Below are 14145 nucleotides of genomic sequence, written 5' to 3' on the forward strand. Positions count from 1 at the left end.
ATGACGATCCTGTCCATCCTCGCCGCCCTCCTCCTCGGCGGGATGCCGCTGTGGCTCGCGGTCAGCCAATGGTACATGCATCGCCGGCGTGCGTGCGAATGTACGCTCATTACCTATCTCGCCGGTCTCTACGCGCGCTTCGGCATCGATGCGGCGCCCAATGGCTTCGCGCGCGATTATCTCAGGACCGCGGACGGCGTGTGCCTAGCACTCTATGTGCTGCAGGGCGCGCACGATGCGCCGGTCTATGTCTTCATGCCGGGGACCGCGGCCTATGCGCAGCTCTACGCGCAGCTGCTCGTCGACCTGCATCGCCGCGGCTGCACGGTGGTCGCCTATGACCCGCGCGGTCACGGCCGGAGCGGACGCTGGCGCGGCTATTTCACCGTGACGCAGGCGATCGACGACGCGCGCGCCGTCTGCGCCTGGGCGCATGCGCGCTTTGGCCGCAAGGTGGTCTTCTCGGGCAGCAGCCAGGGCGGGGTGATCGGCCTGTACGTCGCGGCCACGGAGGATCCCGCGGTCGCCACCGTCGTCTGTCACAATATCGCCTGGCTCGACGGCAACACGATCCGCCAGATCGCGATCCTGAAGCCGCCCTTGTGGCTCGTGCCGTTCCTGTGCTGGCTGTTCCTGCGGCTGCGCGCCTGGTCGATTCCCGTCACCTGGTACCTGCCGTTCGACAAGCTGAAGCTGCCCGGCGGCGGCTCGGCGATGGAACTGATGCGCACCGATCCGCTGGTCACGCTCGCCTACGGCCTCGGGGCGATCTCGACCCTTGCCAAGACCGACCTCGCACGGCCGCTCGACCGGATCACGACGCCGCTGATGCTGATCTCGTCACGCGGCGACGAAGTCTTCCCCGTCGCCTATGAACAGCACCTGTTCGACCAGCTTACCTGTCAGAAGCGCTTCCTGCTGCTCGGTGACCTGCCGCATCTGATGATCCTCAAGCCGCCCCCCGAACTCATCGACGCGGTCGTGGACTGGATCCGCGTCCATGCCCCCGGCCGCTGGCCTGCCAATCCGCAGGCCGCGGGCGGGTCCTCCACCAGCCACCCCTCGGGGTCGAACTGAAAGCGCGCATCATGCCCGTCCGTCACTCCGTGCCCGCGTTCCTCGCCGCACTGGCGGTGATGCTCGTCTATATCACCAGCAAGGCCTTGGTCGCCGGCGATTTCTGGTTTCACGGCATCGCGCGGTGGGAATTGCTGTTCCGGCCCTTCCCGGATTGGGGCAGTGGTGCCGCGCTCTATGGTGCGCTGTTGCCGGCGAAATGGCTTGGCACGCGGACCGCGATGCACGCGATCGGGTTTCTCGCCACCGTGATCGTCGCGCTGTGTCTGCGCGCCTATCGTCTGCCGGCCTATTTTGCCTGCGAGGCGGCGCTGATCGAGACGATCGATGCCGTCTGGCTGAGCCGCGGGCAGGCGTTGGGCTGGGCACCGCCGGCATCGAGCGGCGCGATGCTCGTCAGTGTCGGCTGGGTGGTCGCGCTGCTCGCGGCGGCATGGGTGTTCGCCGGCCAGTCGGACAGCCCCGCTCGCGCGACGCCGACAGCGGCGATCCCGCCACGTGCCGGCGCGGCAGGCCGCTGGATCGACCGCCATTTCGTGATCGTCTGCTATGTCGTCACGCTCGCCTATGCCGGGATGAAGCTGCTCTTCGCCTATTGGTGGTGGTTCGACAGCACCGGCTTCTGGATGGCGGCGTTCCGGCCGTTTCCGGACTGGGGGACGGGGTCGGCGCTGTTCGGCGCGATCCTGCCCGCGCGGTGGATCGGCACGCGCAACCTCGCCTACGGGCTGTTCCTGCTGTTCGGCCTGTGGCTCGCGGTGCGGCGCGGTGAGCCCCGGATGCTCGCGATCCTGCTGCTGCAGGGGGCGCTGATCGAGGGCTTTGACGGCCTGTGGCTCGCCAACGGCAAGTTCAACTGGCTCTGGACCGGCCAGAATACCGACTTCTACATGCGCGGCGGTTTCCTGTGGGTCCCCGACCTGCTGCTGGTCGGCATCTACATGATGACCCGGCCCATTGGGCGCCGAGCCTGACGCGCCGGGCGATCATCCCGCCGGCTTGGCGTGCGCGGCGTCCTGGTGCGCGATATAGCTGTCGAGCGCGCTCGCGGCATTCAGCATGTGCGCGCGCATCCGCCGCGCCGCCTCGTCGCCATCGCCCTCGGCGATCGCGCGCATCACTGCGTCATGCTCGGCGCGCGAGCTGGCGAGGCGGCGGTCCTGGCGCAGCTGCATCCGGCGGAAGGCGTTGAGCCGCGTCCGCACCGCGATCGCCTGGTCGGCAAGAAAGTCATTGTGCGCCGCGCGGTAGATCGCCTCGTGGAACTCACGGTTGAGCGCGTCGTAGGCGTCGACATCGGCCGCCACGACCGCCGCCTCGCTCGCCTCGTGGACCCGCAGCAGACGGCTACGCTCGAGCGGCGTGATCCGGTAGGTGGCGAGCCGGACGCACACCGCCTCGAGCTCCGCCATCGTCTCGAACATGTCCATCACCTCCTCGGCGGTGACATGACGGACGATGACGCCGCGACGCGGGCGGACCTCGACCATCCCGCTGGTCGCGAGCTGGCGCAGCGCCTCGCGGACCGGGGTACGCGAGGCGCCGTAGCGGTCGGCGAGTTGCTGTTCGTCGAGCATCGTACCGGGCGCGAGCTCGCCCGACGAGATCGCATCGGTCAGCGCGTTGCGGATCCGGTCGGACAGCAGCCCCGTGTCTTCGCTCTCGATATCCGCCACGCTGTCAGCCCCCCACGATCGCGCGGACGATCAGATAGAGGATCGACGGCGCCACCAGGCATCCTAGCCCGGTATGGAAGGTCGCGGTCAAGGCACCATAGGGGACGAGCCGGCGGTCGGTCGCAGCAAGCCCGCCCGACACGCCGCTGACCGTCCCCATCAGCCCGCCGAACACCATCGCACTGCGCGGGTTGTTGAGCCCGATCAGCCCTGCGACCAACGGCGTGCCGACCATCACCATCACCGCCTTGAACACGCCCGTCGCGATCGACAGCGCGATCACGGGCGAGCTTGCCCCGATCGCGGCCCCGGTGACCGGACCTACGATATAGGTCACCGCGCCCGCGCCGATCGTCGTCATCGACACCGCATCGGTATAGCCGAACGACGCCGCGACCAGCGCGCCGACGATGAACGGCAGGATCGTACCGAGCAGCAGCGCGACGACGCCGATCAGCCCCGCCTTCTTGGCCTGTTCGACATCGACCTCGCACGCGGTCGCGACGATCGCGAAGTCGCGCAGCATCGCGCCGCCCATCAGCCCGATCCCCGCGAGCATCGGCAGGTCTGCGAGCCCCTTGTGTCCGCCGGTTGCGATCCCGCCCCAGAAGGCGAGCGCGAGGCCGATCAGGATCGCGATCGCCGAGCCGTGGACCCGGCCCATCGTCAGCTTGGCGGACAGGATGTTCGACAGCCACATGACGATGCCGACGACCGCGAACGCGGTGAGCAGTGCATTGGCGGTCAGGACCTTGGTGATCATTTCCATGCGTTCGGTCCTTAGCGCGGGGTGATCGGGGCGGGGGATCCGGCGGCGATCGCCATCTCGGCTTCACGCGTTTCGCGCGCCTCGATCTCGTCCATCGTCTCGGGCGTGCCCGACAGCCGGCTGATGATCGCGACCGCGCTGAAGCACAGCAGCAGCGCGCCGACGCCCGCGATCAGCACGATCGGACCGCCCTCGACCGCGGCGACGACATCCTGCTGCGCCGCCATCGCGACGACGATCGGGATATACAGCGCGCCCCAGAAGCCGATCCCGCGCGACACGCCTTCATTGTAGCGACCGCGCGTCTTCAGCCACATCCGCGCGGCAATCAGCAGGATCATCGCGATGCCGACCCCGCCGACATTGGCCTTCACGCCGAGCAGCACGCCGAGGCCTTCGCCGAGCAATTGCCCGATCAGCGTACAGATCGCGAGCAGTGCTACGCCGGCGATCATGCGCCGCGTCCCGCATCTGTGGCGGCAACGGGTAGGGACTCGCTCATGGCATATCCTCTCAATGTATTCGATCTGGCGTCTTATACGGTGTTAAGTATGCACAGGGTTGCGTTTATGGCAATAGAGAATACAAGAAGGCCAATTAAGCGTCAGGAGGCGATGCGGTGCGGCAATGGAATACGCGCAAGCAGATGCGCGAGGAGCGGATCGCGGCGGGTCGGGGCTTTGCCACCGGCAAGCTGGTCGATCCCGGAACGCTCGTCGACTTTCTCGAAGCGGTGCTCAGGCCCGGTGACCGGGTCTGCCTCGAAGGCGACAACCAGAAACAGGCGGACGTGCTGGCCCGGGGGCTGGCGGCGATGGATCCCGACCGGATCCACGACCTGCACATGGTCCAGTCTGGCGTCGTCCTGCCTGAGCATCTCGACGTCTTCGACAGCGGCATCGCGAAGCGGCTCGACTTCTCCTATTCCGGCCCGCAATCGGCGCGGATCGCCAGGATGCTGTTCGGCGGCAAGATCGAGCTCGGCGCGATCCACACCTATCTCGAACTGTTCGCGCGCTATTTCGTCGATCTGACGCCACAGGTCGCGCTGATCGCCGCGGTCAGCGCTGACCGTCACGGCAATCTCTATACCGGCCCCAATACCGAGGATACGCCGACCGTGGTCGAGGCGACGAGCTTCGGCAGCGGCCTCGTGATCGCGCAGGTCGGCGAGATCGTCGATACGCTGCCGCGCGTCGACATCCCCGGCGACCAGGTCCATTTCGTGCTCGACGCCGGGCGGCCCTTCTATGTCGAGCCGCTGTTCACGCGCGATCCCGCGGCGATGACCGAGACGCAGATCCTCACCGCGATGATGGCGATCAAGGGGCTGTATCAACCCTATGGCGTGCGCCGGCTGAATCACGGCATCGGCTTCAACACCGCGGCGATCGAGCTGTTGCTGCCGACCTATGGCGAGAAGCTCGGGCTGAAGGGCAAGATCTGCACGCACTGGGCGCTCAACCCGCACCCGACGCTGATCCCCGCGATCGAGGCGGGCTGGGTCGAGCAGGTGCATTGCTTCGGCTCGGAAGTCGGCATGGAGGATTATCTGGCCGCGCGGCCCGACATCTTCTTCACCGGGCCCGACGGCTCGCTGCGCTCGAACCGCGCGTTCAGCCAGACCGCTGGGCTGTACGCCTGCGACATGTTCATCGGCTCGACGCTGCAGATCGACCTTGCCGGGCACAGCTCGACGATCACCGCGAACCGCATCGCGGGCTTTGGCGGCGCGCCCAACATGGGCTCGGACGCGCGCGGCCGGCGCCATCCCAGCGCACCCTGGCTGCAGGCCGGGGCGGAGGCGGATCCCGATACCGCGGCACCCTTGCGCCGCGGCCGCAAGCTCGTGGTCCAGATCGGCGAGACGTTCGGCGAGGGCAATGCGCCGCTCTTCGTCGAAAAGCTCGGCGCGCTCGAACTCGCGGAAAAGCTCGATCTCGATCTCGCACCAATCATGGTCTATGCCGACGACACGACGCACATCGTCACCGAGGAGGGCATCGCGAACCTGCTGCTCTGCCGCACTGCGGACGAGCGCGAACAGGCGATCCGCGGCGTCGCGGGCTTTACCGAGATCGGCCGCGGCCGCGACAGGGCGATGGTCGAACGGCTGCGCGAGCGGAAGATCATCCAGCGGCCCGAGGATCTCGGCATCGACCCGCTCGACGCGAACCGCAACATGCTGGCCGCGCGTTCGATCAAGGACCTGATGCTCGCCTCGGGCGGGCTCTACCGGCCGCCGAGCCGGTTCCGGAACTGGTAGGGGATAGAAGCATGGAAATCCTGCATTTCGATATCGCCGCGCCCGTCCCGGCGGGCGGCACGCGCGCGATGGCGCTGGTCGGCGTGGTCGCGTCGGGCAATCTGGAAGTGCTGGTCGAGCGCGGCGACGCGGCCGATCGGTGCGCGATCGAGATCAGCACCGCGGCGCACGGCTTTCGCGACCTCTGGGACGCGGTGGTCGCCGATTTCGTCGGCCGGCGCGCCGCCGGCGGCCTGCGGATCGCGATCAACGATGGCGGCGCGCGACCCGATACGGTGTCGCTGCGCCTCGCCCAGGCCGTCCGCATGATCGAGGAGCCCGAAGCATGAGCAACCTTCATCAGAGCTGGTACGAGGCAGGCGCGCGCGAGCGGATCGCGGCGCTGGTCGATACCGGCAGCTTCACCGAATATGTCGGCCCCGAGCGGCGCGAGACCAGCCCGCATCTCGGCATCTTCGACCTGCCCGCGCAGTTTGACGACGGCATCGTCGTCGGCGCCGCGACGGTCGACGGCACGCCGATCCTGATCGCCGCGCAGGAAGGCCGCTTCATGGGCGGCGCATTCGGCGAGGTGCACGGCGCCAAGCTGACCGGGCTGCTCCGAGCCGCCAAAGCCCTCAACCGCGACGTCGTGATCGCGTTCGACACCGGCGGCGTCCGTCTGCAGGAGGCCAATGCCGGCGAGATCGCGATCGCCGAGATCATGCGCGCGGTCACCGAGGCGCGGATCGCGGGCGTGCGCGTCGTCGGACTGATCGGCGGCCGTGCGGGCTGCTATGGCGGCGGCGGGTTGATCGCCGGCTGCTGCTCGACGCTGATCATATCCGAACAGGGCCGGATCAGCGTCACCGGCCCCGAGGTGATCGAGACCAACAAGGGCGTCGAGGAATTCGACTCGCGCGACCGCGCCCTGGTCTGGCGGACGATGGGCGGCAAGCACCGGACGCTGATCGGCGGCGCGGACCTGTTCGTCGACGACGATGCGGCGGCGTTCCGCGCGGCGATGCTCGCGGCGCTCGGGCGACCAGCCAAGGCGGGTTCCGTCCGGGACGCCTCCCCCCTCCCGGTCGGGAGAGGGGAGCGACCCGGTCTCGATCTGGCCACTCTGGACGCGGAGCAGGACCGCCTCGAACGCCGCATCGCCCGGTTCGGCGACGCCGCCGACGCCGCCGACGCCACCGACATCTGGCGCATGCTGGGCATCGACGACCCGCAAGCGATCCCCGACATGCCTTCCGCCGCGTTCGCGACCCTAGCCGCCCAGTACCGGGAGAGCGCCGATGACGCCCGCTGAGATCCTCGATTCGCTGTTTCCGGCCGGCCATGCGGTCACCGCGGAGGGCGACCTGCTGTTCGGTCGCGGCACGTCGCCCGACGGACGGGTCGTGCATGTCATCGGCGCCACCGCCCGCGCGCCGATCGGCATCGACCAGGCGATCCGCCTGTCCGCCGCGGTGCTCGCGATCGCACGCAGCGACGACGACGCGCCGATCCTCTTTCTCGTCGACAGCGCGAGCCAGCGGATGAGTCGACGCGACGAACTGCTCGGCCTCAGCGAATATCTCGCGCATCTCGCCAAGTCGCTGCTCCTCGCCGAGGCGCGCGGCCACCGTACGATCGGCCTGCTCTATGGCGGCAGCGCGGCCGGCGCGTTCATCGCCACCGCGCTCGCCTGCGACACGCTCGTCGCGCTGCCCGGCGCGCATCCCGAGGTGATGGACCTCGCCTCGATGGCGCGCGTCACCAAGCTGTCGATCGATCTGCTCGAGGACAAGGCAAAGACGACCCCGGTTTTCGCCCCCGGCCTCGACAATCTGGTCAGCGTCGGCGGCGTCGCCGAGGTCTGGGATCCGCAGCGCAGCCTGGCGGATCAGCTCGCGGTGCTGCTCGCCACGCCGCGCGATCACGATGTGCGCGCGACGCTCGGGGCCGAGCGCCAGGGCCGGCCCAAGGCCGCGGCGATCGCGGACGAGGTGGACGCGGCGGCGCGGCGCTGATGCGCTTCGACCGACACCGGCTGGTCTGGATCGACCCGCAGCGCTGGCCCGCCATCCTCGCCGCGCACGGGCTCGCCAACGCCCCGGCGCTGCTGGCCGATTGGGCCAGGGACGATCGCCCGCTGATCGCGCGGCGGCCGGTCGTCGGCGAACTCCCGTGCTTGGTCCCACTCGGATTGCCGCTGCCGCCCTCGATCGGCAAGCAGCGGCTCGCCTTTGCCGTGCCCCCCGACGCGATCCGGGCCGACGCCCCGCCGCCGCTGCTGCGTGATGCGGCGGCGGCGGCACCCCCCGCCTGGCAGGACAGCATCGCCGCGCTCGTCACGCTGGACCCGGACACGCGCTGTTTCGGCAGCCTCGCCTGGGCACATCTGACAGGGCTGGCCTATCTGTCGCCGGGTTCGGATCTCGACCTGCTCTGGACGGTGGCGGATCAGCGCACCGCGACCGCACGTGCCCGCGCGCTTCTGACCATCGGAGCGACCGCACCGATGCGGATCGACGGCGAATTGCTCACCCCACAAGGGCATGCGGTGCAGTGGCGCGAATGGGCGTCGGACGCACCCGATCTGCTCGTCAAGGCGGCGCACGCGAACGGCGTGACCCCGCGCGCGGCGGTGTTCGCATGACCGCGCTCGTCGCTGCGACGCCCGCGGTCGACACCGACGCGATCGGCCACGCCGCCGCTTCGTGCCTCAGGCGGGAGATCGCGACCTATCCCAAGCCCGGCCTGGTCAGCCCGGTGGATCCGGGCGCGCATGACGACATGGATGCGGCGATGATGAACCGCAGCGCCGACGCACTCGCCCCCTATCTCGCGGCGCTGGCCCAGGCTGGCGCCGCGGGCGCGGGGATGGACCGGCTGCGCGCGATCGGGATCGCGGCGGAGGCGGCGATGATGGTCGCTACGGGCGGGGTGAACACGCACCGCGGCGCGATCTTCGGCATGGGCCTGCTCTGCGCCGCTACGGGGTTCCGCGCGCGCTATGGCATCGCCGCGCCGCTCGGAACGATCGTCGCGCAGCATTGGGGCGCGGAGATCCTGCGCGGGCCCGTCGCGCTGCACAGTCATGGCACCATGGTCGCACGCCGCCATGCCGCTGGCGGTGCACGCGCCGAGGCCGCCGCCGGCTTCCCCGCGCTCTACGCCACCGCCTTGCCCGCGCTCGCCACCGCGCGGCGCCTGCGGCCCGACGACCGGAACGCGCAGGCGGTGCAGGTCCTGATGGCGCTGATCGTCGGCGTCGCGGACACCAATCTCCTCTATCGCGGCGGCCCCGCGGGTCTCGCCTTCGCGCAAGACGAGGCCCGCGCCTTCCTCGCAGCCGGGGGCATCGGCGCGGTGGACTGGCGTGCGCGCGCGATCGCGGTCCATCACCGCTTCGTCGCCCGGCGGCTCAGTCCGGGGGGCTGTGCGGACCTGCTCGCGATGACGTTCTTCGTCGCGGCGCACGACGCGTGACGCTCGCGCTGCTCTGTTCGGGGCAGGGGCGGCAGGACCGCGCGATGTTCGACCTGTTCGTCGACCAGCCCGCCGCCGCACCGATCCTCGCCGAGGCCACCGCGATCCTCGGACAGGACGTCCATCAGCTCGTCCGGACCGCCGCGGACGACCGGCTCCACGCCAATGCAACGAGCCAGATCCTGTGCGTCGCGCGCGGGCTGGCGGCGGCGGCGTGTCTCGAACCGATCGGTCCGGCGCTGGTTGCGGGCTATAGCGTCGGCGAGATGACCGCCTGGGGCATTGCCGGCCTGTGGTCGCCCGCCGCCACGCTGCGGCTCACCGCGGCGCGAGCGGCGGCGATGGACGCGGCCGGCGGTGCGGAGGACGGCCTCGGCTTCGTCCGCGGCCTGCCGCGCGCGGCGGTCGAGGCGCTGGTCGCGCGGTTCGACTGCGGCATCGCGATCGTCAATCCCGGCTTGCTGTTCGTGATCGGCGGCACCCGCGCGCAGGTCGCCGCCTGTTGCGACGCGGCACTGTCGCAGGGCGCAGCGACCGCCCGCCCGATCGCGGTCCGCGTCGCGTCGCACACCCGTCGCCTGTCCGCTGCGGTCGCCCCGTTCCAAGCCGCGCTGCTCGAAGCCCAGCCCGCACGGCCGGTCCGGGGTCGTACGCTGATCGGCGCAACCGACGCCACGATCGTCCGCGGCGCCGCCGGCATCGCAGGACTTGCGGCGCAGCTCGACACGACGATCGACTGGGCCGCCACACTCGAGGCGCTGGTCGAACGCGGCGTCGACCGCCTGCTCGAACTCGGCCCCGGCACCGCGCTCGCCGACATGGTCCGCGCCGCCTATCCCACGCTCGACGTCCGCGCAGTCGACGACTTCCGCAGCCCCGCCGGAATCACCGCCTGGATTGCCCGCTGAACGTCGGGAGAGACAAGGGGAGGGTGCCGTTCGATAGGGCGGGCGGTGATGCCAACCCTTTGTTAGCTATTGCTTTATATCGTCATAGGCCGGGCAAACGGACGCTTAGGCTCCCTATCTGCTCGATTGGGCACATAGGGCTAGGATATGATTTGTCGATCTCGTTCTACATCATGGCGGATAAGCCGGAGAATGAACGCGAGCGCGAAAGGGCCATTGCGACAAGCAATCTCATCGCAAGTCCGCATGTCGGCAGATTCCGGCCGATCTTGGATGCTGTCCGCGATACCCTGAAGGCAAAGTCCGCAGCCATCACCATCGTCTATCAGGACTCGACCTATGTATTGTCGGCAGCGGGTTTCGAGGCCGGTGTATATAAGAGGTCAACGTCCTTCTGTGCGCATGCCATTCTATCCCCCGACGAACTGACAATCGTTCCGGACGCGGGCGCAGACGAGCGTTTCGCCGGCAACCCCTTCGTCGACACGATCGAAGGCATTCAATTTTATATCGGTGCGCCGCTACGCGACGAAGACGGCACCGTACTCGGGGCGCTGTGCGTCTTCGATGAAAAACCTCGTGACTTCATCACGGACGACGACAGGGCGCGGATCATCGCGTTGAAGAAAGAAGCAGAGGCGATTGTCCATTTCATAAGCAAGCAGGCCGACGTCGATCGCGAAGGCGATAAGGAAGTCCAGTCTTCGATGCAAAGCCAGCGACCGTGATGGCCACGTGTGCGCAACAACGTAGACTGCCCGGACGTGCCTCGAAATGAATATGTATCGCAAAATCGCGAGCGATATCTCGCCGGCGCTGATCGAACGTCGTTGCGCATCCCGGCATCTCGTCAACCTGGGGGCGCTTCTGATCACCCCTCTGGGCGAAATGATACCCGCGACCGTGACGGGCGTCTCCACGCGTGGTTTTCGGGTGAAAGCGGATTATGGCGTGACGATCGGCCGATCCGTCGGCCTCGCCATTCCGGGCCTGCCGAGATATGTCGGGTGGGTCGCCTGGTCCTATCTCGGCGAATTCGGGCTGGAGGGTGCCCAGGAAATTACCGAGGACGCCGTCGAGCATATTGTCGCACTAGGCACCCCTTCGGCGATTATATAGTTCAGCAAGCTGCAGGATCCTCGACGCCCTCATTCTGGGGTCAGAAATCAGACGCAGATGACGCTGGACCGAAAAGCCGCCGACCATTGAAGGGCGGCGGCTCTATCTGGGATGAATTGCCATCGAGATCAGGCGTAAACAGTACCTGTGACGACTTTCCCGATGCGCCGGCGGAGGCTGAAGCCAACTCCCCCGAAGCCGACGAGCATCATGAGCCACGTTGCCGGCTCTGGAACCGCGCCGATCGAAACGGTCGCATTCTCAGGTGCAAAATCTGTAATCTGGTTGACGTTACCCACACCGTTTCGGGGCCAGAGATTAAACCCATATTGCGTTGGCCCAAAGCCCGTGCTCGGCAGCAAGGCGAGCGGAACCCGCGCTGTCAGCATGTTTCCAGCGATGGAAATACCAGCTGGGTCCAAGGCGTTTGGACCGACCGATCCGGTGCCGTTCTTCTGTATCACGATGGCCTGATTGAAGATCACATCGGGTTGACCGATCGAGGCAAAAGGTCTGGCGATGCCTGTACCGGTGTTGACGCCGAAAATGTACAGACCCGCCGTCTGCGGATCGATATCCCCGGCAAAAGTGGCGCCTAGCGTGAAGAATTGCGACATACTGTCGTAATTGACCGAGAAGCCTGTGACGTCGAGATCTGCAAAACGTGGACCCGCAGTATATGACGGAATGAAGTCGTCGGTCGGATCCATGATTGATACAGCTGCAGCGGGTGTCGCACAAATTGCCGTAAATCCAAGCATTCCGACCATGATTGCCTTGTTTATCATGGGACTATCCTCGAAAGTCGGCAACCAGCGTCGCCATTCTTTCCTTATCATACTCCGGAATTCTCGACGATAATCCTAATGGCTTAAGACGCACTACTCCAATCGGATTATAGGAGACCTCCGCATATCCTTGGATTCGTCGGTTATTTGATGCGGAATTCCCTGAGCAAGCCGCGGGAGTGGTCCAGGTTCCCCTACCGATCGGGAAAGGTGCAGGTGCTCCACTTCCCGACGGAAGTTTTCCAGCCCGATCGTGACGGATGCGGTGTCGCAACTGGCGGCGGTCGCCGCGCCTCATGATCTTACGGATGAGAAGCGCCATCGGACATGCATGATCGTGATCGATGACCAGAAATCGCATCGCGTTTGGCCATGCAGTCGAAGGTGCAGTCTGAAGCTCTGAACGTTTCGGCGAAGGAGGCGAGGGTGCCGATCGACGGGCCCTGCTGGGCCGCCACGCGCGGCATAGAGGCGGCGTCCGTCCCTACCGATCAACTGCTCGGTAGGTGCAGGTCGGCCTGTCGTCAGTCGCTCGACGCGCCCGGTCGGCTCCCTGGTCGAGTCCGTCCTCGTCCGGATATAACGCGTGTGGATCCTAGCCCAGTCAGTGCTTCATACGTGCTTGAGCTTGTGAGCGGCGTACCCGAGAACGAGAAAAGCTGCGACGGAAGAGCCGGCCCAGCCCACCAGGATCATTACCATTGAAACATCCTCTGCTCCGCGGCGCGTTTCGCACCGTCATAGCGCGCAATAAGTCCTGTTTTTGTATGGTTAACAAGACACGAAGAGTGACCCAACAGTCATTTATTTGATGACGGGCTAGGCTGGCCACCGGGTGACGTCGAGGCCCCCCGAGCTGCTTGATTGTCCTAATCTTCCTGCGCTCGCAGCTGGCGGGTAGTTGCAAACTGATTGAGAACCAAAACGGCACGATGGAGTTCAGGTGCGATCCTGATTCGCTGCCCGGATGCGTTCAATAAGAATGTAATCCCCACAAGATCGACTGCCCGAGCACCCGAAAGAGCAGACAGGAGCCTCGCTAGCCTCCCTACGATGATAGGGCGAAACGCCGCCTAGCTGAACCAGTCCGTCACGCGCGGTTCGCCGCGACGCCTGCCAGCGGAGGAACGCCGCCACCGCGCGATCGTCCTCAACGCCGACGAGCGGGCACTGGGCGCGCGCGATCGTTGGTCACCGGGAGAGCCTCCGGATCCTGTCAGATCGCGCGAGACAAGGCGTTGCCGCGCATCAGGTGCGGCTGTGGCCGGAAGGTTTGGAAATCGCCAGCTGCATGTTCGGATGGCCTTGCGGGGATATTGGGCGAGGGTAATTCGAAATACCCCCTGAGCCGCCCCCGGAACGCCTAATCTGCGACGGTTGTGCGCGGCCGAAGTGTCGGGAAGCCGCACGCTTCGTGCCAGCATGACGAAAGCGGCGTTGTGCGCGCGCAATGAGCAGCTTCTCTCGGCGCTCAATCGGATTGCGGCATCCGATTCCACTGTCAGGCGGCGGCATTGCAGGAAATTGCCGCTGCGGCCCTCGCGGCGCATGCGAGCGGCGCATGATCATCGACACCCTCAATCCTAAATGCAGGAGTGCTGCAGCTCGTGTAGCTAGCCTCGGATCTTGGGGGTGCGGGGAAGTGCTATGCGGGTTTAATGCTTGTCGCGATGCCGCTGGCGCTGATTGGATGTAAGGAACGGCAGACCGCGCACGATGCAACGATCGCGATCGCAGAAGACGTATCAGAAGACGCCATCTCCCCGCTCAAGGACAAGGTTACGGACCTCGAGGAGCGGCTGGCTGTCCTTGAGGTCGACCTTCGGGCGGAAGAAACCTATTCGAAAGCGGTGCATGTCGCGCTCGACGAAGAACGCGAAAACCGCGCCAAGGACGTGAACCGCTCCGGGACCACTACAACAACCACCTCAGCCGATTCCACGGTGCGCCGTGAGCGGCCGGAGCGCTGGACCCACCTCGACCAGATGGTCGGAGAGGGCGTTTCACACTGGACGAGTCTACACGCCATGACCAGGAGCCGCCTTTGGACGCGATGCATCAGAGGCATCCCGTGACCTACCCG

General features: G+C 66.8%; 16 protein-coding genes. 12 read left to right on the forward strand and 4 right to left on the reverse strand.

The features are described 5' to 3' along the window. Positions 1-1077 (forward strand): alpha/beta hydrolase, encoded by a 1077-nt coding sequence (locus GV027_RS00095; RefSeq protein ID WP_159510550.1) that lies wholly within the window; start codon positions 1-3, stop codon positions 1075-1077. Between the two features lie 11 nt (positions 1078-1088). Further along, complete coding sequence (locus tag GV027_RS00100) at positions 1089-2051, forward strand: hypothetical protein (protein WP_159510551.1); 963 nt, start codon at positions 1089-1091, stop codon at positions 2049-2051. 12 nt (positions 2052-2063) lie between these two features. Here GV027_RS00100 and GV027_RS00105 read toward each other — a convergent pair whose 3' ends face one another. The 3 genes from GV027_RS00105 to madL are packed head-to-tail and all read right to left on the reverse strand — an operon-like array spanning position 2064 to position 3977. Further along, entirely contained in the window at positions 2064-2753 is a 690-nt protein-coding gene (locus GV027_RS00105; RefSeq protein ID WP_159510552.1) for a GntR family transcriptional regulator, read from the reverse strand. A 4-nt stretch (positions 2754-2757) separates the two neighbouring features. Beyond that, a complete protein-coding gene (gene madM / locus GV027_RS00110; RefSeq protein ID WP_056022622.1) occupies positions 2758-3522 on the reverse strand; it encodes a malonate transporter subunit MadM in 765 nt (254 codons plus the stop codon). Between the two features lie 11 nt (positions 3523-3533). Continuing rightward, entirely contained in the window at positions 3534-3977 is a 444-nt protein-coding gene (gene madL, locus GV027_RS00115; RefSeq protein ID WP_159510553.1) for a malonate transporter subunit MadL, read from the reverse strand. Between the two features lie 164 nt (positions 3978-4141). Between madL and mdcA the strand changes: the two genes are divergently transcribed. The 9 genes from mdcA (at position 4142) to GV027_RS00160 (ending at position 11274) form a co-directional block, all read left to right on the forward strand. After that, positions 4142-5788, forward strand: a complete 1647-nt coding sequence (mdcA, locus tag GV027_RS00120) for a malonate decarboxylase subunit alpha (RefSeq protein ID WP_159510554.1) — start codon at positions 4142-4144, stop codon at positions 5786-5788. A gap of 11 nt (positions 5789-5799) precedes the next feature. Continuing rightward, on the forward strand, positions 5800-6117 hold the full coding sequence (mdcC, locus tag GV027_RS00125) for a malonate decarboxylase acyl carrier protein (RefSeq protein WP_159510555.1): 318 nt from the start codon (positions 5800-5802) through the stop codon (positions 6115-6117). Beyond that, entirely contained in the window at positions 6114-7082 is a 969-nt protein-coding gene (locus GV027_RS00130; RefSeq protein WP_159510556.1) for a biotin-independent malonate decarboxylase subunit beta, read from the forward strand. The genes mdcC and GV027_RS00130 overlap by 4 nt, the downstream gene beginning before the upstream one ends. Next, on the forward strand, positions 7069-7785 hold the full coding sequence (mdcE, locus tag GV027_RS00135) for a biotin-independent malonate decarboxylase subunit gamma (protein ID WP_159510557.1): 717 nt from the start codon (positions 7069-7071) through the stop codon (positions 7783-7785). The genes GV027_RS00130 and mdcE overlap by 14 nt, the downstream gene beginning before the upstream one ends. Beyond that, positions 7785-8414: a malonate decarboxylase holo-[acyl-carrier-protein] synthase gene (gene mdcG / locus GV027_RS00140; RefSeq protein WP_159510558.1), complete on the forward strand. Its 630-nt coding sequence runs from the start codon at positions 7785-7787 to the stop codon at positions 8412-8414. Before mdcE ends, mdcG begins: the two co-directional genes overlap by 1 nt. Beyond that, complete coding sequence (gene mdcB, locus GV027_RS00145) at positions 8411-9247, forward strand: triphosphoribosyl-dephospho-CoA synthase MdcB (protein ID WP_159510559.1); 837 nt, start codon at positions 8411-8413, stop codon at positions 9245-9247. Before mdcG ends, mdcB begins: the two co-directional genes overlap by 4 nt. Continuing rightward, on the forward strand, positions 9244-10155 hold the full coding sequence (locus GV027_RS00150; RefSeq protein WP_159510560.1) for an acyltransferase domain-containing protein: 912 nt from the start codon (positions 9244-9246) through the stop codon (positions 10153-10155). The genes mdcB and GV027_RS00150 overlap by 4 nt, the downstream gene beginning before the upstream one ends. 152 nt (positions 10156-10307) lie before the next feature. Then, positions 10308-10883: a GAF domain-containing protein gene (locus tag GV027_RS00155; protein ID WP_159510561.1), complete on the forward strand. Its 576-nt coding sequence runs from the start codon at positions 10308-10310 to the stop codon at positions 10881-10883. Between the two features lie 46 nt (positions 10884-10929). Then, positions 10930-11274 carry a hypothetical protein gene (locus tag GV027_RS00160; protein ID WP_107933800.1) on the forward strand — a complete coding sequence of 115 codons (345 nt, stop codon included), beginning with the start codon at positions 10930-10932 and terminating at the stop codon, positions 11272-11274. Positions 11275-11402: 128 nt separating this feature from the next. On the opposite strand, the gene GV027_RS21330 is transcribed toward GV027_RS00160, so the two are convergent. After that, on the reverse strand, positions 11403-12062 hold the full coding sequence (locus GV027_RS21330) for a PEPxxWA-CTERM sorting domain-containing protein (RefSeq protein WP_236558974.1): 660 nt from the start codon (positions 12060-12062) through the stop codon (positions 11403-11405). A 1658-nt stretch (positions 12063-13720) separates the two neighbouring features. Between GV027_RS21330 and GV027_RS00170 the strand changes: the two genes are divergently transcribed. Then, positions 13721-14137, forward strand: coding sequence for a hypothetical protein (locus GV027_RS00170; protein ID WP_159510562.1), 417 nt, complete (start codon positions 13721-13723; stop codon positions 14135-14137). Positions 14138-14145 lie beyond the last annotated feature (8 nt).

It is taken from the genome of Sphingomonas sp. T1, from assembly GCF_902506585.1.
Classification (GTDB): domain Bacteria; phylum Pseudomonadota; class Alphaproteobacteria; order Sphingomonadales; family Sphingomonadaceae; genus Sphingomonas; species Sphingomonas aerolata.